The 25,354-nt window shown below is 65.7% G+C and carries 19 protein-coding genes; 9 read left to right on the forward strand and 10 right to left on the reverse strand.

Features of this window, described 5'->3' with window-relative positions; translation table 11 throughout:
* Positions 1-57: 57 nt before the first annotated feature.
* The 8 genes from AC07O3_RS08595 to AC07O3_RS08630 form a co-directional block, all read right to left on the reverse strand.
* Positions 58-753 (reverse strand): ABC transporter ATP-binding protein, encoded by a 696-nt coding sequence (locus AC07O3_RS08595; RefSeq protein ID WP_093056893.1) that lies wholly within the window; start codon positions 751-753, stop codon positions 58-60.
* 1 nt (position 754) lies between these two features.
* Complete coding sequence (locus AC07O3_RS08600; RefSeq protein ID WP_093074023.1) at positions 755-1,525, reverse strand: ABC transporter ATP-binding protein; 771 nt, start codon at positions 1,523-1,525, stop codon at positions 755-757.
* Positions 1,522-2,865, reverse strand: a complete 1,344-nt coding sequence (locus AC07O3_RS08605; RefSeq protein WP_093173368.1) for a branched-chain amino acid ABC transporter permease — start codon at positions 2,863-2,865, stop codon at positions 1,522-1,524. The genes AC07O3_RS08600 and AC07O3_RS08605 overlap by 4 nt, the downstream gene beginning before the upstream one ends.
* A 4-nt stretch (positions 2,866-2,869) precedes the next feature.
* A complete protein-coding gene (locus tag AC07O3_RS08610) occupies positions 2,870-3,823 on the reverse strand; it encodes a branched-chain amino acid ABC transporter permease (RefSeq protein ID WP_093056896.1) in 954 nt (317 codons plus the stop codon).
* Positions 3,824-3,895: 72 nt separating this feature from the next.
* A complete protein-coding gene (locus AC07O3_RS08615) occupies positions 3,896-5,137 on the reverse strand; it encodes a branched-chain amino acid ABC transporter substrate-binding protein (RefSeq protein WP_093056897.1) in 1,242 nt (413 codons plus the stop codon).
* 199 nt (positions 5,138-5,336) lie between these two features.
* Positions 5,337-6,566, reverse strand: a complete 1,230-nt coding sequence (locus AC07O3_RS08620) for a branched-chain amino acid ABC transporter substrate-binding protein (protein ID WP_495339098.1) — start codon at positions 6,564-6,566, stop codon at positions 5,337-5,339.
* A 147-nt stretch (positions 6,567-6,713) separates the two neighbouring features.
* Complete coding sequence (locus AC07O3_RS08625) at positions 6,714-8,357, reverse strand: 3-(methylthio)propionyl-CoA ligase (protein WP_495339099.1); 1,644 nt, start codon at positions 8,355-8,357, stop codon at positions 6,714-6,716.
* A 114-nt stretch (positions 8,358-8,471) separates the two neighbouring features.
* Complete coding sequence (locus tag AC07O3_RS08630; protein ID WP_495339331.1) at positions 8,472-10,232, reverse strand: carboxylesterase/lipase family protein; 1,761 nt, start codon at positions 10,230-10,232, stop codon at positions 8,472-8,474.
* A gap of 222 nt (positions 10,233-10,454) precedes the next feature.
* On the opposite strand from AC07O3_RS08630, the gene AC07O3_RS08635 reads away from it, so the two are divergent.
* The 6 genes from AC07O3_RS08635 (at position 10,455) to AC07O3_RS08660 (ending at position 15,225) form a co-directional block, all read left to right on the forward strand.
* A complete protein-coding gene (locus AC07O3_RS08635; protein ID WP_093056983.1) occupies positions 10,455-11,534 on the forward strand; it encodes an AraC family transcriptional regulator in 1,080 nt (359 codons plus the stop codon).
* Positions 11,535-11,609: 75 nt separating this feature from the next.
* Positions 11,610-13,091, forward strand: coding sequence for a protein adenylyltransferase SelO (locus AC07O3_RS08640; RefSeq protein WP_495339100.1), 1,482 nt, complete (start codon positions 11,610-11,612; stop codon positions 13,089-13,091).
* Positions 13,088-13,498 (forward strand): peptide-methionine (R)-S-oxide reductase MsrB, encoded by a 411-nt coding sequence (msrB, locus tag AC07O3_RS08645; RefSeq protein ID WP_093056901.1) that lies wholly within the window; start codon positions 13,088-13,090, stop codon positions 13,496-13,498. The genes AC07O3_RS08640 and msrB overlap by 4 nt, the downstream gene beginning before the upstream one ends.
* Positions 13,495-14,037 carry a septation protein A gene (locus AC07O3_RS08650; RefSeq protein WP_093056902.1) on the forward strand — a complete coding sequence of 181 codons (543 nt, stop codon included), beginning with the start codon at positions 13,495-13,497 and terminating at the stop codon, positions 14,035-14,037. Before msrB ends, AC07O3_RS08650 begins: the two co-directional genes overlap by 4 nt.
* Positions 14,034-14,312, forward strand: a complete 279-nt coding sequence (locus tag AC07O3_RS08655) for a BolA family protein (protein WP_093056903.1) — start codon at positions 14,034-14,036, stop codon at positions 14,310-14,312. The genes AC07O3_RS08650 and AC07O3_RS08655 overlap by 4 nt, the downstream gene beginning before the upstream one ends.
* Positions 14,313-14,439: 127 nt before the next feature.
* The gene (locus tag AC07O3_RS08660; RefSeq protein ID WP_440531622.1) at positions 14,440-15,225 is read left to right on the forward strand and encodes a peptidylprolyl isomerase; all 786 of its coding nucleotides are present in this window, start codon (positions 14,440-14,442) and stop codon (positions 15,223-15,225) included.
* Positions 15,226-15,306: 81 nt separating this feature from the next.
* Here the strand turns inward: AC07O3_RS08660 and purL are convergent, their stop codons facing one another.
* The gene (gene purL, locus AC07O3_RS08665) at positions 15,307-19,275 is read right to left on the reverse strand and encodes a phosphoribosylformylglycinamidine synthase (protein ID WP_495339332.1); all 3,969 of its coding nucleotides are present in this window, start codon (positions 19,273-19,275) and stop codon (positions 15,307-15,309) included.
* Positions 19,276-19,430: 155 nt separating this feature from the next.
* On the opposite strand from purL, the gene map reads away from it, so the two are divergent.
* From map to AC07O3_RS08680, 3 genes are read left to right on the forward strand one after another with little or no spacing between them, the layout of a single operon-like run.
* On the forward strand, positions 19,431-20,255 hold the full coding sequence (gene map / locus AC07O3_RS08670; RefSeq protein WP_093056906.1) for a type I methionyl aminopeptidase: 825 nt from the start codon (positions 19,431-19,433) through the stop codon (positions 20,253-20,255).
* A 22-nt stretch (positions 20,256-20,277) separates the two neighbouring features.
* The gene (locus AC07O3_RS08675; RefSeq protein WP_093056907.1) at positions 20,278-22,884 is read left to right on the forward strand and encodes a [protein-PII] uridylyltransferase; all 2,607 of its coding nucleotides are present in this window, start codon (positions 20,278-20,280) and stop codon (positions 22,882-22,884) included.
* 29 nt (positions 22,885-22,913) lie between these two features.
* Positions 22,914-23,954 (forward strand): sensor domain-containing diguanylate cyclase, encoded by a 1,041-nt coding sequence (locus tag AC07O3_RS08680; RefSeq protein WP_440531623.1) that lies wholly within the window; start codon positions 22,914-22,916, stop codon positions 23,952-23,954.
* Between the two features lie 6 nt (positions 23,955-23,960).
* Here the strand turns inward: AC07O3_RS08680 and AC07O3_RS08685 are convergent, their stop codons facing one another.
* The gene (locus AC07O3_RS08685; RefSeq protein WP_093074005.1) at positions 23,961-25,319 is read right to left on the reverse strand and encodes a putative bifunctional diguanylate cyclase/phosphodiesterase; all 1,359 of its coding nucleotides are present in this window, start codon (positions 25,317-25,319) and stop codon (positions 23,961-23,963) included.
* Positions 25,320-25,354 lie beyond the last annotated feature (35 nt).

Here is a 25,354-nt window from a genome sequence, read left to right on the forward strand (position 1 = left end):
GCCCCCTGCAAGGGGGTTGGCGTAGCGACACGAAGTGCGCAAAGCCTGGGGGTTTGCCTAAACCTCCAACCACTCTTTGCGAGTTGTTGCATCGGCGCGCAGGCTGTCCGGCGTGCCGTCGAACACGATGCTGCCGTGGCCCATGACGAGCGCGCGGTCTGAAATCTGCATGGCAATGGTGAGCTTCTGCTCGATCAGCAGCACCGAGATGCCCTTGTCCTTCAGCGTGCGCAGGTACTGCCCCACCAGCTCGACGATCTTGGGCGCGAGGCCTTCGGTTGGCTCGTCGATGATGATGAGATCGGGGTCGCCCATCAGCGTGCGGCATAGCGTGAGCATCTGCTGCTCGCCGCCCGAGAGCACGCCCGCTTCGGTGTGCTGCCGCTCCTTCAGGCGCGGGAACATGCCGTACATGTCGTCGAACGACCAGCGGCTGCCCTTGCCCGAGCCCTTCTGCCCCAGCAGCAGGTTCTGGTGCACCGTGAGCTTGGGGAAGATGTCGCGGTTCTCTGGCACGTAGCCGATGCCGAAATGGGCGATCTCGTAGGCTTTGCGACGCAGGATGTCCTGCCCCTTCCAGTGCAGGCCGCCCTCGGCATGCACCAGGCCCATGATGGCCTTGGCCGTGGTCGAGCGGCCGGAGCCGTTGCGGCCCAGCAGCGCGACGATTTCGCCGGGGTTCACGTCGAACGAAACGCCGTGCAGCACATGGCTCTTGCCGTAGTAGGCGTGGATGTCTTTGAGCTTCAGCATGTCAGTGTCCCGCCCCTTGTGCATCCGCAACCGACGAGCCGAGGTAGGCCTCCTGCACGCGCGCATTCGCACGAACGGCAGCAGGCGTGTCGAAGGCAATGACTTCGCCGTACACCACCACCGCGATCTTGTCGGCCAGCCCGAAGACCACGCCCATGTCGTGCTCCACCGTCAGCAGTGTCTTGCCGACCGTGACGTGCTTGATGAGCGAGATGAAGTGCGAGGTTTCGGTCTTGCTCATGCCCGCCGTGGGCTCGTCCAGCAGGATGACGCTGGCGCCACCCGCGATGGTCACGCCGATTTCCAGCGCGCGCTGCTCGGCGTAGGTGAGGTTCACCGCGTGCACGTCGCGCTTCTTCTCCAGGCCGATCTGGCGGATGAGCTCTTCGGTGCGCTCGTTGGCGTCGTCGAGGTTCGAGAGAAAGCGCAGGAAGGTGTACTTGTAGCCCAGGCTCCACAGCACGCCGCAGCGCAGGTTCTCGAAGACGGTGAGCTTCGGGAAGATGTTGGTGATCTGGAAGCTGCGCGACAGGCCCATGCGGTTGATCTCGTACGGCTTCATGCCGTCGATGCGCTGGCCGTTGAGCAGCACCTCGCCACTGGTGGGCGTGAGCCGCCCGCTGATCAGGTTGAACAGCGTGGACTTGCCCGCGCCGTTCGGCCCGATGATGGCGATGCGCTCGCCGGCCGTCACGGCCAGATCGACGCCGCGGATGATGTCGGTCTTGCCGAAGCTCTTGCGCAGGTTCTTGAGTTCAAGTGAATAGGTCATGCCGTCTCCCGCCGCTTGATCTCGGCTTCGATTTCTTCCTGTGCATGGCCCCAGACCTTCGCGAAGCGCCGGCGCACCACCTCGAACACGCCCAGGCCCACCGCCAGCAGCGCCACCGCGATGATCCAGCTAGTGGCCGATGAGGTATCGAGCTGCAGGCCCGCGAGCGGCACCACGGGCCCGAGCGCCGCATTCAGCTGCATGTGATAGATCATCTCGACGATGGCGGCAGCGCCCGCGAGCATGATGGCCGCACCGATGAAGAGGCCCACGTAGAGTGCGTAGAAGCGCTTGATCTTGCCGAACAGCGCCACGCGCACGTTCATCATGATCAGGCTGGCCACGCCGCCGGGCGCGAACATCACCATCAGCAGGAACACCAGGCCCACGTACAGCAGCCAGGCCTTGCTGAGTTCGGACAGCAGCACCAGCGCGAACACCAGCAATGCCGCGCCGATGATCGGCCCGAAGAAGAAGGTCGCGCCGCCCAGGAAGGTGAACAGCAGGTAGCTGCCCGAGCGCAGCCCGTTCAGGCTGTCGGCCGCATTCACGATCTCGAAGTTGATGGCCGCCAGCCCGCCGCCGATGCCCGCGAAGAAGCCCGCGATGATGAAGGCGTAGTAGCGCACGCGCTGCGTGTTGTAGCCGATGAACTCCACGCGCTCCGGGTTGTCGCGCACCGCGTTCAGCATGCGCCCGAGGGGCGTGCCGGTGAAGGCGAACATCAGCCCGGTGCAGATGAAGCAGTACACGGCGATCAGGTAATACACCTGGTTCTGCGGCCCGAAGTTGATGCCGAAGACCGAGGCGCCGTACACGCGGTTGGTGGTGATGCCGCCCTCGCCGCCGAAGAAGCTCGGGAACATCAGCGCCATGGCGGCAACAAGCTCGCCGAGGCCGAGCGTGATCATCGCGAAGGTGGTGCCCGACTTCTTGGTCGACACATAACCGAACACCACGGCGAAGAACATGCCGCCCAGGCCGCCCACGAGCGGGATGAGCACCAGCGGAATCGGCAGCTTGCCGGCGCTGGCCAGGTTCATCGCGTGGATGGCGATGAACGAGCCCAGGCCCACGTACACCGCATGCCCGAAGCTGAGCATGCCGCCCTGCCCCAGCAGCATGTTGTAGCTCAGGCAGATGATGATGAGGTAGCCGATCTGCGACAGCATGGTGAGAGCCAGGCTGCTGGTGAAGATCATCGGCGCCACGATCAGCAGCAGCGCGAAGAAAGACCAGATCAGGATGCGGCCGATGTTCAGCGGCTTGAAGCGGTAGTACTGCGTCGGCGCCTTGGTGGCCGAAGCGGCTGGCGTGGTTGTGGTGGTTGCAGTGTTCATGGCGTCAGTCCTCCCGCGTTCCGAGAAGACCCTTGGGCCTGAAGATGAGGATCAGCACCAGGAACAGATACGGCAGGATCGGTGCCACCTGCGAGATGGTGAGCTTGAGCAGCTCATAGCCGAAGGTCTGGTCGCTCACCGCCACGCCGAGCGCCTGCAGGCCGGTGGCAAGCGACTGGTCCATGGCCACGGCGAAGGTCTGCACCACGCCGATGATCAGCGACGCCAGGAAGGCGCCTGCCAGCGAGCCCATGCCGCCGACCACCACCACCACGAAGATGATGGAGCCGACCGAACCCGCCATGGCCGGCTCGGTGACGTAGGTGTTGCCGCCGACCACGCCCGCGAGGCCAGCCAGCGCTGCGCCGCCGCCGAACACCAGCATGAACACGCGCGGCACGTTGTGGCCCAGCGCCTCGACCATGTCGGGGTGCTTCAGCGCCGCCTGGATGACCAGGCCGATGCGCGTGCGTGTGAGCAGCAGCCACACCGACACCAGCATCAGCACCGCCACCAGCATGATGAATGAGCGCGACTTGGGAAACTGCGTGCCGTAGAGCGAGAAGAGCGGGCCCTGCAGCGCCGACGGCAGGCCGTACGGCACCGTGGAGCGGCCCCACACCAGTTGCACGAGTTCGAGGATCAGGTACGAAAGACCGAAGGTCACCAGCAGCTCGGGCACATGGCCGAACTTGTGGACCCGGCGCAGGCAGTAGCGCTCGAAGGCCGCGCCCAGCGCGAACACCAGCAGCGGCGCGATGAAGAGCGCCGGCCAGAAACCGACGACGCCCGACAGCGTGTAGGCGAAATAGGCGCCCAGCATGTAGAAGCTGGCGTGCGCGAAATTGAGCACGCCCATCATGCTGAAGATCAGCGTGAGGCCAGAGCTCAGCATGAACAACAGCAAGCCGTAGCTCACGCCGTTGAGCAGCGAGATGACGAAGAATTCGACGTTCATCGGTCTTTCGTGTCAGGTAAAAAAGAAAAAGGCCCGAGTGTTGAAGTCGGGCCTCGACCTGTCAGGTGGCGATCAGGAGGCGCCGCCGGGCCGCTTCATCTGGCAGGAGGTGGGCGTGCTGGCCACGTAGGCGTCGTAGTACTTCACCGGGGCCAGCGTGTAGCCGGTGTTCTCCGGGCTGTACGGGTACTTGGCGCTGGCCTTCTCCCACTTGGCGATGTACAGGCCCTGCTGCGCCTGGTGGTCGGTCTTGCGCAGTTCGATCTCGCCGTTGAAGCTCTTGAACTTCATGCCTTCCATGGCGGCGGCCACCTTGACGGGGTCGGTCGACTTGGTCTTCACGAAGGCTTCGGTCAGCGCCTGGAACACGGTGTAGACGTCGGTGGTGTAGAGGTCGTCGTTGAACTTCTTCTTGAACTCTTCGGCGTACTTCTGCATGTCGCCGCCCATGTTGTAGTGGGCATAGCCGACCTGGTACACCTTGCCGTCGGACGCTGCGCCCATGGCGGTCGGCGTGCCGCTGGTCACGGCGTAGTAGGTGTAGAACTTGACGTTCAGGCCCGAGTCGTTGGCCGACTTGATCAACAGCGCGAGGTCGGAGCCCCAGTTGCCGGTGATGACAGTGTCGGCGCCCGAGGCCTTGATCTTGGCGATGTACGGCGCGAAGTCGCGCACCTGGGCCAGCGGATGCAGGTCGTCGCCGACGATCTGCACGTCGGGGCGCTTGTTCTTGAGGTTTTCCTTGGCGAACTTGGAGACCTGCTGGCCGTGCGCGTAGTTCTGGTTGAGCAGGTAGACCTTCTTGATTTCCGGCTGGTCCTTCATGTAGGTGGTCAGCGCTTCCATCTTCATCGACGTGTCGGCGTCGAAGCGGTACTGCCAGTAGCTGCACTTGCTGTTGGTCAGGTCGGGGTCGACGGCGGCGTAGTTCAGGTACAGCGCTTCCTTGCCGGGATTGCGCGCGTTGTTCTTCTCGAGCGCGTCGATGATGGCCAGCGCAGGGCCGGAGCCGTTGCCCTGCACGATGTAGCGCGCGCCCTGGTCGAGGGCCGAGCGCAGTGCGCTGGTGGTCTCTTGCGGACTGAGCTTGTTGTCGATGCCGATGATCTCGAACTTCACGCCTGCCGCATTCTTCTTGTTGAACTCTTCGGCAAAGAACTGGAAGGTCTTGAGCTGGTTCGTCCCGACCGCGGCCATGAGGCCCGACAACGGGTCGAGCCATGCGATCTTGACGGTTTCACCCTTCTGGGCAAGGGCGCCGGTGGCGGTTGCCGCGATGACGGCCGCGGTAGCGATTTTCAGAGCGAACTTCAATCTATATCTCCTGGTCAAACCGATTCAAAACGCCGCACGAGAGTACAAGCGTTTGCAGCCCCTCCCCTCAGGGAATGCCCGTAAGAGGGGTGCTGCAAAGGCCCGTTTCTATCGCGCATGCGACACCGCGTTTCTCCAATTTGCTACCCGTTGGTAGACAGCTGCTACCAACGGGTAGGAAACGCGTTCACAAAGACGCCTAGGGGCGCTTCATCTGGCACGACGTGGGCGTGCTCGCCACGTACGATTCGTAGTACTTCACGGGAACGTTCGTGTAGCCGGTGTTCTCCGCGTCGTAGGGGTACTTGGCGCTGGCCTTTTCCCAGCGCGAGATGTACAGGCCCTGCTGCAGCTGGTGGTCGGCCTTGCGCATCTCGACCTCGCCGTTGAAGCTCTTGATCTTCATGCCCTCCAGCGCCGCGGCCACCTTGACCGGGTCGGTCGACTTGGTCTTGGCGAAGGCGGCGTCGAGCAGTGCGAACACGTGATAGATCGACGACTGCGTGAGATCGTCGTTCATGCGCTTCTTGTAGCCGGCGAGCAGCTGCTGGATTTCTCCACCCATGTTGTAGTGGGCGTAGGCGACGGTGTAGACCTTGCCGTCGGAAGTGGCGCCCATGGCCGTGGGCGTGCCCGCGCCCGGCGCGTAGTAGGTCAGGAACTTGACGTTCAGCCCCGAGTCGTTGGCCGCCTTGATGAGCAGCGACAGGTCGGAGCCCCAGTTGCCGGTGATGACAGTGTCGGCGCCCGAAGACTTGATCTTGGCGATGTACGGAGAGAAGTCGCGCACCTGCGCGAGCGGATGCAGGTCGTCGCCCACGATCTGGATGTCGGGGCGCTTCACCTTCAGGTCTTCCTTGGCGAACTTGGACACCTGCACGCCGTGGGCGTAGTTCTGGCCGAGGATGTAGACCTTCTTGATGTCGGGCTGGTCCTTCATCCAGGTGGTCAGCGCCTCCATCTTCATGGAGGTGTCGGCGTCCAGCCGGAAGTGCCAGTAGCTGCACTTGCTGTTGGTCAGGTCGGGGTCGACCGCCGCGTAGTTCATGTACAGCAGCTCCTTGCCCGGATTGCGCGCGTTGTTCTTCTCGACGGCGTCGATGATGGCTAGCGCGGGGCCGGAGCCGTTGCCCTGCATGATGTAGCGCGCGCCCTGGTCTTGCGCGGAACGCAGCGCGGCGGTGGTTTCCTGCGGGCTGAGCTTGTTGTCGAGCGCGATGATCTCGAACTTCACGCCCGACTGGTTCTTCTTGTTGAACTCTTCAGCAAGGAATTGCGTGGTCTTGAGCTGGTTGGTGCCGACCGCGGCCATGAGGCCCGACAGCGGGTCGAGCCAGGCGATCTTGACGGTCTCGCCCTTCTGAGCGAATGCAGCGGCAGCGCTCACCAACATTGCACAGGCAGCTACTGACTTGATAGCAAATTGCATGAAGAGTCTCCAGTGTGAAAGGCGGAATGCCAGCGTACAAGCGCCCTTTTCTTCGCCGCACAGGGAATGCCCGGAAGGAAGGCCGCCGGGGCGGCTTTCCTATCGCGTAGGCGACAGTGCGGGTGGGCTTGGCTCGTGTCCTTGTCTTCAGAGGGTCGGCAGCTTGTAGTCCTTCAGCAGCTCGCGCAGCTTGGTCTTGAGGATCTTTCCGGTGGCGCCGATCGGAATGGCCTCGACGAACACCACGTCGTCCGGGATCTGCCACTTGGCAGTCTTGCCCTCGTAGAACTTCAACAGCTCTTCGCGCGTGACTTCGGCGCCGGGCTTCTTCACGACCGCGATGATCGGCCGCTCGTCCCACTTCGGATGGAACACGCCGATGCACGCGGCCATGGCGATGGCCGGGTGCGCGACGGCGATGTTCTCGATCTCGATGGAGCTGATCCACTCGCCGCCTGACTTGATCACGTCCTTGCTGCGGTCGGTGATCTGCAGATAGCCCTCGGCGTCGATGGTGGCCACGTCGCCGGTGGGGAACCAGCCGCGGTTCTGCTCGTCGGGAATCAGCGGATTGCCGCCCTCGCCCTTGAAGTATTCCTTGACGATCCACGAGCCCTTGACCAGCAGGTCGCCATAGGCTTTGCCGTCCCACGGCAGTTCCTTGCCGTCGCCGTCGACGATCTTCATGTCGACGCCGAAGATGGCGCGGCCCTGCTTCATGCGGATCTGCAGCTGCGCATCGGCCGGCAGCGACAGGTGCTTGTTCTTCAGCGTGCACAGCGTGCCCAGCGGGCTCATCTCGGTCATGCCCCAGGCGTGCAGCACCTCGACGTTGTAGTTCTCCTGGAACGCCTTGATCATGGCCGGCGGGCAGGCCGAGCCGCCGATGACGGTGCGATTGAGCTTGCTGAACTTCAGCCCGTTCGCCTGCATGTGGCCGAGCATCATCTGCCACACGGTGGGCACGCCCGCTGCGAAGGTCACGCCCTCGCCTTCGATCAGCTCGAACACCGACTTGCCGTCCAGCGCCGGGCCGGGGAACACGAGCTTGCAGCCCACCAGCGCCGCCGAGTACGGAATGCCCCAGGCGTTGACGTGGAACATCGGCACCACCGGCAGCACCGAGTCGCGTGCCGACAGGCGCATGACGTCGGGCAAGGCCGCGGCGTAGGCATGCAGCATGGTCGAGCGGTGGCTGTAGAGCGCGGCCTTCGGGTTGCCCGTGGTGCCGCTCGTGTAGCACATGCTCGAGGCGGAGTTCTCGTCGAAGCTGGGCCACTCGTAGTCGGTGGACTGCGCGCCCATCCAGCTTTCGTAGCTCACGAGGTTGGGCACGCCGCTGTCGGCGGGGAGCTTGTCCGCATCACACAGTGCAACCCATTTCCGGATCGTGGGACACCGCGCATGCACGGCCTGCACCAGCGGCAGGAACGTGAGGTCGAAGCACAGGATCTGGTCTTCGGCATGGTTGGCGATCCACGCGATCTGGTCGGGGTGCAGGCGCGGGTTGATGGTGTGCAGCACGCGGCCGCTGCCGCTCACGCCGTAGTACAGCTCCAGGTGGCGATAGCCGTTCCAGGCCAGGGTGGCGATGCGGTCGCTGAACAGCAACTGCTCGCCGTCCAGCGCATTGGCCACCTGCCTGGCGCGCGATGCGATGTCGCTCCATGTGCAGCGGTGGATGTCGCCTTCGACACGGCGCGAGACGATCTCGCCGTCGCCGTTGTGGCGCTCGACGAACTCGATCAGCGACGAGATCAAAAGCGGTTGGTCTTGCATCAAACCCAGCATCTACGAACTCCTATATGAAATGACTTCATGAAAACCTGCGGACAACGGATTCACGCAAGCTTCGGCCACTTCCACAATGACACAAACCCGCACTGCACGATTGAACGAAGCGGCTCATTGCACCGGCGTGATCTTGGCCGCCAAGGGCGTGGCGTCGAGCAGCAATTGCGCGGGCCACGGCGCCCAGGTCGCACCAAGTTCGGGCGTGTTCGGATCTCCCTTGCGCATGAAGGCGCCGATGCTGGCCATGACGGCGTTCGACAGCGCCAGCCGCCCCTTCTCGTTGGCCTTGCCGCCCATGACGTTCGACAGCACCGAGGGGCCGAAATTGCCGAACACGAACGGCAGGTCGAAGGCGTGCGAGGCGCCGTACACGTCGTTCCACGGTGCAGCCTCCTGCGACCAGTCGAGACGGTAGTGCCAGATGTTCGACTGGCGCGTCTTCATCGTGTCGAGCAGGTTGCTGCGGTTGGCCTCGAACAGCCCCTTCGTGACGAGCGCGGTGGCTGCGTTGTAGCCGGTGCCGGGCTTGTCTACCGGAAGGTAGAACGGGTCGATGATGTCGTTCACGGTGAGCGTGGGCGCGGCATCGGGGTCGAAGTTGAACATCAGCGAGAAGCGCTGGGCGTCGTTGACGATCCAGCCCGAGGTCGGAAAGCCGATCGTCCCCAGCAGCGACGCGAAGAGCTTGCCCTCGTCGCGCGTGTTGCCGGCGAGCATGGGCACCTTCACGTACTGGTCGGCCGCGATGGCGCCGATCGGGTCGGTCGGGATCACGGTGCCATCTGGAATGGGCCCGACCGAGCCCAGCCCCGCGGCGACCACGGTGCCCAGCATCTTGCCGCCGTCCTGCGCGCGCAGGTACTCAGCGATCTGGGCCGGCGTGCGGGTGGCGATGTAGGCCTTGGCTGCGGTTGCATCGGCAGCGGTGCCATCTGCAACGAGCAGCTTCTCCAGGACGGCTGCGCCCTGCGCGAGCGAAGCAGAGGCCGGCGACAGCGAAGGCAGCGTACCGGGCGGCAGGTTGCTCGCGAGCGAAATGCCGCCGCTCATCTCGAAGGCCTTGTGGAACAGGCCCTTGGCCATCGGCGAGGTCATGACCGACAGCAGGTTGGTGGCGCCCGCCGACTCGCCCGACAGCGTGACGTTGCCCGGATCGCCGCCGAAGTTGGCAACGTTGTTCTGGATGAACCGTAGCGCCGCCATGTTGTCGAGCAGCGCGAAGTTGCCGGAGTCGTCTCCCGCAGTGCCGCCCGGCTTCAGCTGCGGCATGTTGAGAAAGCCCAGGATGCCGAGGCGGTAGCTGGCGGTGATGACCACCGCGTTGGCGGTCTTCGCCAGCTTGGCGCCGTCGTACAGCGGGTCGGCTGTGTAGCCCGAGATATTGCTGCCGCCATGCACGAACAGCAGCACGGGCAGGTTCTTCTCGTCCGTCGCCGGTCGCCAGATGTTGACGAACAGGCAGTCTTCGCTGCCGACCGGCTTGCCGAGGTTGGTGCCGATGGTGGCGTCGTATGTGTTGTTGAGGCCGGGGCTGAAGATGCGGCCGATCTGCAGGCAGGCATTGCCGAACTTGGCGGCCGGACGAATGCCGCTCCAGGCTTCGGGCGCGACCGGTGCGCGCCAGCGCAGCGCGCCCACGGGCGGCTGGGCGAACGGGACGCCCTTCCAGTAGTAGGTGCCCGAGCTGGCGCCGTCGTCCACGCCTTCGATCTTGCCGGCCGTGGTCTGGCGCACCATCGGGCCGTCGGCTGGAGGCGGAGCCGGGGGCGCTGGCGTCGGTGGGGGCGCACTCGGCAGGAAGGTGAAGCCGGACGAACCGGATGAACCGCCTCCGCAGGCCGAGAGGGCCGCAAGGGCAGCCGCTGCCACCATGGTGGCGATGGCCTTGCCCACCGCCGTTTTTCTTGCTGCACCCTGGTTTTGTGCCGTCGTCTCTGTCTTCATGTTTTTGTCTCCACACCGGGTTAATCGGAATTCCTGGCCTGGTGCGCGGCACCCATACTCCGGGCCGCCGAGCACGCAAAAAATTCTAGAAACCGGCGTCGTTTTCACCGCTATCGCAAGGAAGCCAAACGAATGACTTCAGGAGCCTCCCTGTCGCACCGCCAACGCGGGCCGCAGCGACGGGCCGGCGGCATGCCGCAGCCGGAGCTGCGCACCAGCTCGGCCGCGTGGCTAGAGGGCGTGCTGTCGATGTTCGAGGCCGAGGGGCTGGACGTGCCTTCGCTGTTGCGCGATGCCGGCTTCGACCCCGATTCGCTGCACCGCCAGAACACGCGCATCCCGGTCGACGAGATCTCGGTGCTTTGGCAGCTCGCGGTGGCGCGCGCCGGCAAGCCCACGCTGGGCCTGCACCGCGACCTGGCCGCCACGCACAGCAAGCTGGGCACGGTCGGTCACGCCATGGCCTGCAGCCCAGACCTGGGCGCTGCGCTCACACGGCTGACGCGCTACATGGCGGTGATCTCGGACGCGACCGCCTTCTCGATGCACCCCGAGCCGCGCGGCTGCTGGATGGTGATGGAGCACACCGGCGGCAGCCTGCCGATTCCGCGCCAGCGCGTCGAATACGCTCTGCTGACCGTGTTCATGCAGTGCCAGTGGCTCACGCGGCGCGAGCTGCAGCCGCTGGCCATGGAATTCGTGTACCCCGCGCCGGCCAACGACCGGCTGCACCGCGAGGCCTTCGGCTGCGAAGTGCGCTTCAACGCCGTCGCCAACCGGCTGCTGCTGTCGACGGCCGATATGACGATGCCGCTGCCCACCTTCCACCCGGTGCTCGGCGAGATGCAGGAGCACCTGCTCGACGATCAACTCAATCTGCTGGGCCAGACCACCACCAGCAGCCTGGTGTGCGCCGAAATCGCGCGCCGGCTCCAGCACGGCGAGCCGCGCCGGCAGGACGTGGCCTCGGGCCTGGGACTGGCCGAGCGCACGCTGCAGCGACGGCTGCAGGAAGAATCTGTGTCGTTCCAGGGTCTGCTGGACCGCACCCGCCGAGAGCTCGCGCAGCAGTACCTGGCGGAAGACCGGCATACGCTGACCGACGTGGCTGACATGCTGGGCTTCGTCGACACCAGCAACTTCTTTCGCGCCTGCAAGCGCTGGTTCGGCGTGCCGCCGGCGCAGTACCGGGCGCGCATCTGGGACAGCCCCGCGCCGCTGGCAGCCTGAGCCCCCAAGGTCACGTGCAGGGGCCGCGATGGCCCGCTTGGCAAGGGGTTACGCGCTGTGCCGGACAATCCGCCCATGAGCTTGCTTGCTGAAGACACCGAGGTCGCGGACCTTGGGCTGCGCTGGAAACCCGGTTTCGCCACCCTTGGCCCGGCCTTTCTCACCGAATTGCGGCCGACGCCGCTGCCCGATCCGTACTGGGTGGGCCGCAGCGAAGCCGTCGCCCGCGAGCTGGGCCTGCCGCCTGATTGGCATTCGTCGGATGCAACGCTGGCGGCCCTGACCGGCAGCCTGCCCATCGCCGGCACACGCCCCTTTGCCACGGTGTACAGCGGCCATCAGTTCGGCGTGTGGGCCGGCCAGCTGGGCGACGGGCGCGCCATCATGATCGGCGAAACCGAAAGCGGGCTCGAAGTGCAATTGAAGGGCGCGGGCCGCACGCCTTACTCGCGCGGCGGCGACGGCCGCGCGGTGCTGCGCTCCAGCATCCGCGAGTTTCTCTGCAGCGAGGCCATGCACGGCCTCGGCATCCCGACCACCCGCGCACTCTGCGTGACCGGCTCTGACGCCCGCGTGTACCGCGAGGAGCCCGAAAGCTCGGCCGTCGTGACCCGCGTGGCGCCCAGCTTCATCCGATTCGGCCACTTCGAGCACTTCGCGGCCAACCAGCGTGAAGACGAGTTGCGCGCGCTGGCCGACTACGTCATCGACCGCTACTACCCGGCGTGCCGCACCACCGACCGCTTCAACGGCAACGCGTACGCAGCCTTGCTCGAAGCCGTGAGCGAGCGCACCGCCGCCCTGCTCGCCCGATGGCAGGCCGTGGGCTTCTGCCACGGGGTGATGAACACCGACAACATGAGCATCCTCGGGCTCACCATCGACTACGGGCCGTTCCAGTTCCTCGACGGTTTCGATCCGCGCCACATCTGCAACCACAGCGACACCAACGGGCGCTACGCCTTCAACCAGCAGCCCAACGTCGCCTACTGGAACCTGTTCTGCCTGGCGCAGGCGCTGCTGCCGCTGATCGGCGACCAGGAAGTGGCGGTGGCCGCGCTTGAGTCTTACAAGACGGTGTTCCCGAACGAGTTCGAAGGCCGCATGCGCGCCAAGCTGGGTCTTGCCGAGGCCGCGGAAGGCGACCGTGCACTGATCGAAGGCGTGCTCAAGCTGCTGGCCGCGGGCAAGGTCGACTACACGATCTTCTGGCGACGGCTCTCGAACTACATGGCCGACGGCAACGTCGAGCCGGTGCGCGACCTGTTTCTGGACCGCGAGGGTTTCGATGCATGGGCGCTAGCGTTTTCGGAGCGCCATACGCCCGCTGGGCGCGCGCAAGCTGCCGATCTGATGCTCAAATCGAATCCCGGATTCGTGCTGCGGAACCACCTGGGACAGCAAGCCATCGAAGCAAGTCAGCAAAAGGACCACTCGGCTGTGGCAACCTTGCTGGCTGTGCTCCAGTCCCCATTTGAAGAACATCCCGACGCCGACGCACTGGCCGGCTTCCCGCCCGACTGGGCCTCCACGATCGAAATCAGCTGCTCATCATGACCACTCCCGTACAGAAAACCGACGCCGAATGGAAAGCCCTGCTCGCTGAAAAAGGTGCTGAGCCCGCGGCCTTCGAGGTAACGCGCCACGCCGCCACCGAACGCCCCTTCACCGGCAAGTACGAAGCGCACTGGGACGACGGCACGTACCACTGCGTGTGCTGCGGCGCCAAGCTGTTCGAGTCGACGACCAAGTTCGACGCGGGCTGCGGCTGGCCCAGCTTCTCGGAAGAAGCCGTACCCGGTGCCATCCGCAACATCGTCGACCGCTCGCACGGCATGGTGCGCACCGAGAACGTCTGCGCCAATTGCGGCGCCCACCTGGGCCACGTGTTCCCCGACGGCCCTACCGAAACCGGCCTGCGCTACTGCATGAACTCGGCGTCGCTCGACTTCCAGAAAAAATGAAACTGCTCCTCGACTTCTTCCCGATCCTGCTGTTCTTCGGCGCCTACAAGCTCGGCGACATCTACACCGCCACCGGCGTGCTGATGGCCGCCACTGTCGTGCAGATGGCGATCATCTACGCCACCGAGCGCAAGCTGCAGGCCATGCAGAAAGCCACGCTGGTGCTGATCCTGCTGTTCGGCACGCTCACGCTGGCTCTGCACGACGACCGCTTCATCAAGTGGAAGCCGACGGTGTTGTACGGCGCAATGGCCATTGCGCTGGCCGTGGCGCTCTGGGCGCTGAAGAAGAACTTTTTGAAGATGCTGCTGGGCTCGCAGCTCGAGCTGCCCGACCGCATCTGGGGCCGGCTCAATGTGGCGTGGATCGGTTACTGCCTGTTCATGGCCATCATCAACGGCTACGTGGCGGCGTACTTCACGACCGAGGCCTGGGTCAACTTCAAGCTCTGGGGCTATGTGTTCCCCATCGTCTTCCTGGTGGCGCAGGGCCTGTACATCGCGCCGCACCTGAAGAACGAAGACAAGCCGACGGCATGACGACGAGCACCACACTGCTGCCCACAGCCGCCGACATCGAAGCCGCGCTGCGCGAGGCGCTTAGCCCCACGCAGCTCGAAGTGATCGACGAGAGCGCCGCCCACGCAGGCCATTCGGGCGCCAACGCGGAAGGCCGCGGCACCCATTTCCGGGTGCGCATCGCCTCCCCTCTGTTCGAAGGGAAGCCCCGCGTGGCGCGACATCGGCTTGTGTATGATGCCCTCCAGGTTTTTATCGCACAGGGTTTGCACGCCATCGCCATCGAGGTGCTCTGAGTCGTCCACCGGATCGCACGCCGCGTTTGCACCGGCCGTTGCTCCTCTTGTTTTCTTCCCTATCCCTGCTTTCTTTCCCGCGCCTTTTCCTACACGCGCATTTCCTTTCCAGCTCGATATTCATTCCATGAAAAAACAAATCTTGCAGGCCGTCGCGGCCGCAGTGCTGCTCAGTGCCACGTCCATGGCGGCTCTGGCGCAGAACGCAGCCATCGTGAACGGCAAGCCGGTGCCCAAGGCCCGCATGGACGTTCTGGCCCAGCAACTGGCAGCCGCAGGCCGCCCGGTGACGCCTGAAATGCAGAGCCAGCTGCGCGAGGAAATCGTGGCGCGCGAAGTGTTCATGCAGGAAGCGCAAAAGCAGGGCCTGGACGCCAGCGACGACTACAAGAACCAGCTCGAACTCGCTCGCCAGGCCATCCTGATCCGCGCACTGTTCGAGAACTACCGCAAGACCAACCCGGTCTCGGACGCCGACGTGAAGGCCGAGTACGACAAGTTCGTGGCGGCCAACGGCGGCAAGGAATACAAGGCCCGCCACATCCTGGTCGAGACCGAAGACCAGGCCAAGAAGATCATGGCCGACCTGAAGAAGGGTGCCAAGTTCGAAGACATCGCCAAGAAGCAGAGCAAGGACCCGGGTTCGGGCGCCAACGGCGGCGACCTCGACTGGGCCAACCCCGCGAGCTTCGTGCCCGAGTTCTCGGAAGCGATGATCAAGCTCAAGAAGGGCGAGACCACCCCCGCTCCGGTCAAGACCCAGTTCGGTTATCACATCATCCGCGTCGACGACATCCGCCAGGCCCAACTGCCGAAGCTGGAAGAAGTGAAGCCGCAGATCACGCAGCAACTGCAGCAGCAGCGCCTGCAGAAGTACCAGGAAGACCTGCGCGCCAAGGCCAAGGTCGAGTAAGACCGGAGCCTTGCAGCCCCATAAAAAAAGCGGCCCGCGGGCCGCTTTTTTGTTGCCCGCCGCGTGGCGGGTTTGTGTCGATCAGCCCACCCAGCGGCGCGCGTTGCGCCAGATCTGCATCCACGGGCTCAGATCGCTCTTGTCGCCCGAGGTCCAGCTCATCTGGATGTTGCGGAACACACGCTCGGGGTGCGGCATCACCGCGGTGAAGCGGCCGTCAGGCGTGGTCACCGAAGTCAGGCCGTTGGCGCTGCCGTTGGGGTTGAACGGGTACTGCTCGGTGGGCTGGCCGTGGTTGTCCACGAAGCGCATCGCGCCGATGGCCTTGGCGGCGTCGCCACGGTGCTTGAAGTTGGCATAGCCTTCGCCGTGCGCCACCGCGATCGGCAGGCGGCTGCCGGCCATGCCCGCGAAAAAGATGCTCGGCGATTCGAGCACTTCGACCATCGACAGGCGCGCCTCGAAACGCTCGCTCTGGTTGGTGGTGAAGCGCGGCCAGGCCTCGGCGCCGGGAATGATGTCGGCCAGCTCGGCGAACATCTGGCAGCCGTTGCACACGCCCAGGCCGAAGGTGTCGGTGCGGCCGAAGAAGGTCTTGAACTGCTCGGCCAGCTTCGGGTTGAAGGTGATGCTGCGCGCCCAGCCGATGCCAGCGCCCAGTGTGTCGCCGTAGCTGAAGCCGCCACAGGCGACCACGCCCTTGAAGTTGGCGAGGTCCGCCCTACCCGTCTGCAGGTCGGTCATGTGGACGTCGAAGGCTTCGAAGCCGGCCTCGGTGAAGGCGTAGGCCATCTCGACGTGCGAGTTGACGCCCTGCTCGCGCAGGATCGCGACCTTGGGGCGCGACTGCAGGATGGCCGGCGCGGCAGGCTGCGCATTCGGCAGGAACACGTGCATACCCGGATCGCTCGGCACGCCGGCTGCGGCGTGCTCGGCATCGGCACAGGCTGGGTTGTCGCGCTCGCGGGCGATCTTCCAGCTGACCGAGTCCCACACCTGCTGCAGGTCGTGCAGGCTCGCGCTGAACACCGACTTGGCGTCGCGCCAGACTTCGACCTTGCCCTTGCCCGCATCCATGGCGGAGCTGGCGGGGCGCGTCTTGCCGATGAAGTGGCTGTGCGTGCTGAGGCCGTGAGCGCGCAGCACTTGCATGACGTCGTTGCGCTCGGCAGTGCGCACCTGCAGCACCATGCCCAGCTCTTCGTTGAACAGCGCCTTGAGCGTGAGTTCTTCGCGCCGCGCGCTGACCTGCTGCGCCCAGTTCTTGGCGTCGCCGGTTTCCATGCGGCTGTCGGAAATGCCGTCGCCTTCGGTGACGAGCATGTCGACGTTCAGCGCCACGCCGACGTGGCCGGCGAAGGCCATCTCGCAGGCGGTGGCGAACAGGCCGCCGTCGCTGCGGTCGTGCATCGCGAGGATCTTGCCGTCGGCGCGCAGCGCGTTCACGGCGTTGACCAGCGCCACGAGTTGCGCCGGGTCGTCAAGGTCAGGCACGGTGTCGCCGCTCTGGCCCAGCGTTTGCGCCAGGATGCTGCCGGCCATGCGGTGCTTGCCCTGGCCCAGGTCGATCAGCACCAGCGTGGTGTCGGCCTCTTCGGCGTCGAGCTGCGGCGTGAGCGTGCCGCGCACGTCGGCCAGCGAAGCGAAGGCGGTGACGATCAGGCTCACGGGCGACGTGACCTTCTTGGCCTCCGCGCCGTCCTTCCATTGCGTGCGCATCGACAGCGAATCCTTGCCGACCGGAATCGACACGCCGAGCGCCGGGCACAGCTCCAGGCCAACGGCCTTGACGGTCTCGTACAGCGCGGCGTCTTCGCCGGGCTCGCCACAGGCGGCCATCCAGTTGGCCGACAGCTTGACGCGCGAGAGTTCGATAGGCGCGGCCAGCAGGTTGGTGATGGCCTCGGCCACGGCCATGCGGCCCGAGGCCGGCGCGTCGAGCGCGGCCAGCGGCGTGCGCTCGCCCATGCTCATGGCTTCGCCGGCAAAGCCCTTGTAGTCGGCCAGCGTCACGGCGCAGTCGGCCACGGGCACCTGCCACGGGCCGACCATCTGGTCGCGGTGGCTCAGGCCGCCCACGGTGCGATCGCCGATGGTGATGAGGAAGCGCTTCGAAGCCACGGTCGGATTCGCGAGCACGTCGATGGCGGCCTTCTGCAGGTCGACGCCCGTGAGGTCGAGCGGCTTGAAGCTGCGGGCCACTGTCTTGACGTCGCGGTGCATCTTCGGCGGCTTGCCGAGCAGCACGTCCATCGGCATGTCGACCGGCTGCACCTGTGCGCCGTCGTCGGCCACCAGCAGCTGGCGTTCTTCGGTCGCCACGCCAACCACCGAGAACGGGCAGCGCTCGCGCTCGCAGAAGGACTTGAACTGATCGAGCGATTCCGGCGCGATGGCCAGCACGTAGCGCTCCTGGCTTTCGTTGCACCAGATTTCCTTCGGCGCCATGCCCGACTCTTCGAGCGGCACGGCGCGCAGGTCAAAGCGCGCGCCGCGGCCGGCGTCGTTGGTCAGTTCGGGGAAGGCGTTGCTCAGGCCGCCGGCGCCCACGTCGTGGATCGCCAGGATCGGGTTGGCCGCGCCCTGCTGCCAGCAGTGGTTGATGACCTCCTGCGCACGGCGCTCGATTTCGGGGTTGCCGCGCTGCACCGAGTCGAAGTCGAGCTCGGCCGCATTGGCGCCGGTGGCCATCGAGCTGGCGGCGCTGCCGCCCATGCCGATGCGCATGCCGGGGCCGCCGAGCTGGATCAGCAGCGAGCCGGCCGGAAAGCGGATCTTCTTGGTCTGCGCGGCGTCGATGCTGCCGAGGCCGCCCGCGATCATGATGGGCTTGTGATAGCCGCGCTGCACGGTGTCGAGGTCGCTCGCCACGGTCTGCTCGTATTCGCGGAAGTAGCCCAGCAGGTTGGGACGGCCGAATTCGTTGTTGAACGCGGCGCCACCCAGCGGGCCCTCGGTCATGATCTGCAGCGGGCTGGCGATGTGCTCGGGCTTGCCGTAGTGGCCCTCTTCGGGCCAGAGCTTCGACACGGTGAAGCCGGTCAGGCCGGCCTTGGGCTTGGAGCCACGGCCGGTGGCGCCTTCGTCGCGAATCTCGCCGCCTGCGCCGGTCGAAGCGCCCGGGAACGGCGAAATGGCGGTCGGGTGGTTGTGGGTCTCGACCTTCATCAGCACATGGCTCAGGGCGCTATCTTTTTGATAGCTCTGCGAACCGGTGGCGGGAATGAAGCGCTCGATGGTCGCGCCTTCCATGACCGAGGCGTTGTCCGCATAGGCGATCACCGTGTGCTGCGGGTTCTGCTTCTCGGTGTGGCGGATCATCGAGAACAGGCTTTGCGGCTGCGCCTTGCCGTCGATGGTGAAGTCGGCGTTGAAGATCTTGTGGCGGCAGTGCTCGCTGTTGGCCTGCGCGAACATCATCAGTTCGACGTCGCTGGGGTTGCGGCCCAGGCGGGTGAAGGCGTCGACCAGGTAGTCGATTTCGTCCTCGGCCAGCGCCAGGCCGAAACCGGTGTTGGCTGCCACCAGCGCCGTACGGCCGCCGGCCAGCACGTCGACCTGCGCCATCGGCTGGGCAGGCAGTTCGCTGAACAGGCTTGCGGCCTGATCGACGGTGGCCAGCACCGACTCGGTCATGCGGTCGTGCAGCGGGCCGGCTACGGCGGCCAGCGTGTCGCCTTCGATCACGGGGGCCTTGCCGATCAGCGGGGCCTTGAGCTTCAGGTGGTACTGGGTAACGCGCTCGACCCGGCGCAAGGCCAGGCCGCAGTTATGGGCAATGTCGGTGGCCTTGGAGGCCCAGGGCGACACCGTGCCCAGGCGGGGCGTGACCACCACCGAGGTGCCCGCCTTGGCCGGTGCCTCGAAGGGTTCGCCGTAGGTCAGCAGCGCCGCAAAGCGCTCGCGGCCGGCCGAATCCAGCGCCGCATCGGTGACCACGAGGTGCACGAAACGGGCCGAAATGCCCTCGATGCGCGGCTCGATGGCCTGGAGCTTCGGCAGCAACTGGCGTGCGCGGAAGTCGCTGAGCGCGCTGCCGCCCTCGAACATGGTTACGACGGGAAGGGCTTGAGGTGCGGGCTGCGTCACGGTCGATGGGGCCTCGGGGGCCGCGTTGGAAATCAAGGAATCGAGGCAGATGGCCGCTGACTGGGGCCATCCGCGTTAGCCCGGAATTTTAGCTTGCCGAATGGGATAATTCGGGGATGAGCATTAACTACAAAGACGCTGCGGGCATCGAAGCCATGCGGGTCGCCTGCCGCCTGGCTTCCGAGGTGCTGGATTACCTCACGCCCCTCATCAAGCCCGGCATCACGACCAACGATGTCGACCGGCTCGCCGCCGAGTACATGGTCAAGCAGGGCACCACCTCGGCCACGGTGGGATACATGGGCGCGAGCAGCGTCCCGTACCCGAAGTCGCTGTGCACCTCGGTGAACCACGTGGTGTGCCACGGCATTCCCAATGACAAGCCCCTGAAGAAGGGCGACATCATGAACGTCGACGTGACCGTCATCAAGGACGGCTGGTTCGGCGACAACAGCCGCATGTACGTGATCGGCGACGCCTCCATCGCCGCCAAGCGCCTGTGCAGCATCACCTTCGAAGCCATGTGGCACGGCATCCTGCAGGTGCGCCCCGGCGCGCACCTGGGCGACGTGGGCCACGCGATCCAGAAATTCGCCGAAGGCCAGGGCTTCTCGGTGGTGCGCGAGTTCTGCGGCCACGGCGTGGGCCAGCGCTTCCACGAAGAACCCCAGGTGCTGCACTACGGCCGCCCCGGCACCATGGAAGAACTCAAGCCCGGCATGATCTTCACCATCGAGCCGATGATCAACGCCGGCAAGCGCGACGTGAAGGAAGACTTCAAGGGCGGCCAGTACGACGGCTGGACCATCGTCACGCGCGACCATTCGCTGTCGGCCCAATGGGAGCACACGGTGCTCGTCACCGAGACCGGCTACGAAGTGCTGACGCTCTCCGCAGGCAGCCCGCCGCTGCCCTCCTTCGTCACCTCGACCAAGACCTGACGCGGCAACGCGTCTCCCCGCCGTGATCGAAGCAGCCAACATCGACGTGGCGACGCTGCGCGAAGCCTATCGCGCGAAAAAGCTCGCCCTGTTCGACACCCTGCGCTTCGCGCGCGCCCCAACCCGCAGCGTGCACACGGTGCTGCGCCAGCTCTCGGCATTGGCCGACGAAACGCTCTGCACGCTGTGGCGCGACGCCGGCTTCGGTGACTCGTTCTCGCTGGCCGCCGTGGGCGGCTTCGGGCGCGGCGAGCTGTTTCCGTATTCCGACGTCGACGTGCTGCTGCTGTTGCCGCCCGAAGACCACGAAAACGCCATCGACCCGGCCCGCATCGAGGCTTTCATCGGCCATTGCTGGGACGCGGGCCTCGAAATCGGCTCCAGCGTGCGCACGGTCGATGAGTGCCTGGCCGAGGCCGAGAAAGACGTCACCGTCCAGACCTCGCTGCTCGAAGCGCGGCTGATCGCAGGCGACAAGAAGCTCTTCACGGCCTTTCGCCGCCGCTTCACCCGCGCGATCGACCCGCAAGCCTTCTTCGTGGCCAAGTCGCAGGAAATGCGGCACCGACACCAGAAGTACGACAACACGCCCTACGCGCTGGAGCCCAACTGCAAAGAGTCACCGGGCGGCCTGCGCGATCTGCAGACCATCCTCTGGATGACCAAGGCGGCCGGCTACGGCAGCCGCTGGGACGACCTCGCCAAGAACGGCCTGGCCACCTCCTTCGAGGCGCAGCAGATCAAGCGCAACGAAGCGCTGCTCTCGCTCATCCGCGCGCGGCTTCACGTGATTGCCAACCGCCGCGAAGACCGCCTGGTGTTCGACCTGCAGACCGCCGTGGCAGCCAGCTTCGGCTACGAAAGCGAATCGCAGCGCAAGTCGAGCGAGGCGCTGATGCGGCGCTACTACTGGGCCGCCAAGGCGGTCTCGCAGCTCAACCAGATCCTGCTGCTCAACATTTCCGAGCGTCTGCAGCCGAGCGACGAGCAGCACACGCCCGTCAACGAGCGCTTCTACGAGCGCGCCGGCCTGATCGAGATTGCGAGCGACGACCTCTACGAGCGCGAGCCGCACGCGGTGCTCGAAACCTTCCTGCTGTACCAGAAGACCATTGGCGTGAAGGGTCTGTCGGCGCGCACGCTGCGCGCGCTCTACAACGCGCGCCACGTCATGGACAGCAAGTTCCGCAACGACCCGGTCAACCACGAGACCTTCATGCGGATCCTGCTGCAGCCCTATGGCATCACGCATGCCTTCAGGCTGATGAACCAGACCTCGGTGCTGGGGCGCTACCTGCGGGTGTTCCGCAGCATCGTGGGGCAGATGCAGCACGACCTGTTCCACGTGTACACGGTGGACCAGCACATCCTGATGGTGCTGCGCAACGTGCGGCGCTTCTTCATTGCCGAGCATGCGCACGAGTACCCGTTCTGCTCGCAGCTGGCAGCCGGCTGGGACAAGCCCTGGATCCTGTACGTAGCCGCCCTCTTCCACGACATTGCCAAGGGCCGCGGCGGCGACCATTCCATGCTGGGCGCACGCGACGTGCAGCGCTTCTGCAAGCAGCACGGCGTTGCCCGCGAAGACGCGAAGCTCATCGAATTCCTGGTGGCCGAGCACCTGGTGATGAGCCAGGTCGCCCAGAAGCAGGACCTGAGCGACCCCGAAGTGATCGGCGCATTCGCCAAGCGCGTGGGCAACGAGCGCTACCTGACCGCGCTCTACCTGCTGACCATCGCCGACATCCGCGGCACCTCGCCGCGCGTGTGGAATGCCTGGAAGGGCAAGCTGCTCGAAGATCTGTACCGCTACACCCTGCGCGCGCTGGGCGGCCGCATGCCCGACCCGGACGCCGAAGTCGAGTCGCGCAAGCGCGAGGCGCTGGTGCAGCTGGCCCTGCACGCCCAGCGCTTCGAAGCGCACAAGGCCCTGTGGGACACGCTCGACGTCGGCTACTTCATGCGCCACGACGCCACCGAGATCGCCTGGCACGCCAAGCAGCTCTCGCGCTTCGTACCGCCGCCCAACGTGCCGATCGACCCGAAGGCACCGCCCATCGTGCGCGCGCACCTGTCGCCGGTGGGCGAAGGCCTGCAGGTGGTCGTCTACACGCCCGACCAGCCCGACCTTTTCGCGCGCATCTGCGGCTACTTCGACCAGTCGTCCTTCAGCATCCTCGACGCCAAGGTGCACACCACGAGCAACGGCTACGCGCTCGACACCTTCCAGGTGGTGACCACCTTCCTGCCGGACCACTACCGCGACCTGATCAGCATGGTCGAGTCGGGCCTGGCGCAAACGCTCACCGAAGCCGGCGCCCTGCCCCCGCCCAGCATGGGCCGGGTATCGCGCCGGGTGCGCAGCTTTCCGATCAAGCCGCGCATCAGCCTGCTGCCCGACGACAAGGCGCAGCGCTGGCTGCTCAACATCTCGGCGAGCGACCGCGCCGGCCTGCTGTATTCGGTGGCCCGGGTGCTGGCGCGCCATCACCTGAATCTGCAGCTCGCCAAGGTGACGACGCTGGGCGAGCGGGTGGAAGACACCTTCCTGATCAGCGGCCCTGAATTGCAGGGCCAGAAGACGCAGCTGGCCATCGAGACCGAACTCATGGAAGCCCTGGCCTCCTGAAAACAACCTATCCCCTCAGAATGTCGGCCATGGAATCCCTGATCGAACAGCTATCCGACTGCGTCTCCTCCGCCAAGACGCTGGAAGACCTCGCCCGCCCGATGCTCGAAATGCTCGAGGCGGCCACGGGGCTGGAGTCGGCCTACCTCGTGAGCGTCGACCCGGACAAGGGCCGCCAGCACATCCTCTTCGCCCACAACACCGGCGAGCTGCTGACCATTCCCGAGGGAGCCTTCGTGCCCTGGGCCAACACGCTCTGCCGGCACGCCCTCGAAGAAGACCGCACCTACACCGACGACGCCGGCGGCTGCTGGGGCGACGCCGATGCCGCCCGCGAGCTCGGCATCCAGACCTGCGTGAGTGCCCCGGTAAAAACCGACAGCGGCGAGCTCTTCGGCGCCCTGTGCGCCGCCAGCGCACAGCAAATGCCCTTGCCGCCACAAGCGGAGCCAGTGCTGCGGCTGTTCGCGCGGCTGATCGGGCAGCAGGTGGAGCGCGAACTGCTGGTCGAGAAGCTCAGGAAGGCCAATGCCGAACTCGCCACGCACGCCGCCATCGACGCCCTCACCGGCCTGCCCAACCGCCGCGTGCTCGTCGACGCGCTGCAGCGCATGCTGGCGCAAGGTGCGCGCAGCGGCCAGAGCGTGCTGGTCGGTTTCGTCGACCTGGACGACTTCAAGAAGATCAACGACGCGCACGGCCACGCTATCGGCGACGAATTCCTCGCGGCCATGGCAAAACAGCTCGCGAACTCGGTGCGCGCAAGCGACATGCTGGCGCGCTTCGGCTCCGACGAGTTCGTGGTGATCGGCCTGGGGCCCGCGCTGGGCGAATCGCCGCGCACCGGGGCGCGGGCGCTGGCCGACCGCCTGGCAGAAAACACCATCGGCGAGCTGCGGCTGAAGCGCATGACGATCGACTACGCAGGCGCCAGCGTCGGCGTAGTGGCGGTCGACCCGCGCACCACCTCTGCCGAGGAAGCCCTGCGGCAGGCAGATGCCGCCATGTACGCCGTCAAGCACAGCCGCCGCGGCATGGTCCGCGACGCCGGGGAAGCCCTGTCTGACTGAACGCGACTAAACGGACGAGGTGGCAGGCAGCGCCGCCGTATCGGCGCCCCACAGGGGAGCCTGCTCATACTGCGCCACCCATTGCACGACGTCCTTGGCCGCCATCGGCATCGCGATGCCGTAGCCCTGGCCCAGCGTGCAGCCCAGCGCAAGCAGCGCTTCGCCCTGCTTCACCGTTTCAACCCCCTCGGCCACGGCCGTGAGGCCGAGCGCGTGGAGCAGCGCGACGATGCCCTGCACGATGGCGCGGTCCTGGTCGTTGTCGAGCATGCCGCGCACGAAGGACTGGTCGATCTTCACGGTCGACACCGGCAATTGCCGCAGGTAGGTGAGCGACGAATACCCGGTGCCGAAGTCGTCGATGGTGACGCCCACGCCCAGCATCTTGCAGGCCTCGACGAACAACGCGACGTTCGCAAACTGGCTGATCGCCGTGGTCTCGAGGATTTCGAGCTCGAGCATGCCCACGCCCATCTTCGGAAACTGCGCCAGGTGCCGCGCAAGCCGTTCGACGAAGTCCCAGCGCATCATGTGGCGTGGCGCCACGTTCACGCTCACCGAAATCTGCAGGCCCGCCAGGCGCCACTGATGCGCCTGCCACAGGGCCGTGGCAATGGCCCAGTCGCCCACCTGCTCGACCAGTTGGTCGTCTTCGATCAGCGGCACGAACTGCGCCGGCGGCAGCAGGCCGCGCTCGGGGTGCTGCCAGCGGATCAGCGCCTCGACACCGGCCACCACGCCGCGCCGCATGTCGACCTTGGGCTGGTAGACTAGGAAGAACTCGCCCTGCAGCAGGCCTTCCTGGATGCGCTGGCGCTCGCGCACCACCTGCTCGTCGGCGCGCGCCTGGGGCGCGTCGAAGTAATGCACCTTGCCGTCGGCCGCGCGCTTGGCAAAGAAGGCCGCGTGCTGCGCCTGGCGCAGGGCTGTCTCTGGTGGCGGGCCGTTGCTGTCGAGCAGCATGGCGCCGATGCTCGCGTCGATGCTGGCTGTCTGGTCGCGCCAGCTCCAGGGCTCGCCGAGCGAGGCCTGGATGCGCTCGAGCACCTGGGTGCACTGCGAGGTTCCGATGCCAGCGAACAGGGCTGCGAATTCGTCGCCGCCCACGCGGGCCATCACGCTCTCGCGCGGCAGCTGGGCCTTGATGCGGCGGGCCACCTCTTCGAGGGCGGCGTTGCCCGCGACCATGCCGAGGTGATCGTTCAGCTCGGCAAAGCGGTCGACGTCGATGTAGCAGACGGCAGCCAGGCGTTTGCCGGCGCGGGCCCAGTCGGCCATCAACGGGCGCAGCACTTCATCCGGCGGAAGACGTGCCGACCCGTCGTAGTACGACGGCAAGGAGACTGTGGGTTGCTGGTTCGACAAAAGACTGGGGCTCCGAAAGTCGCGGGCTATTGTTC

This window comes from Variovorax sp. GW821-FHT09D05 (assembly GCF_059416325.1).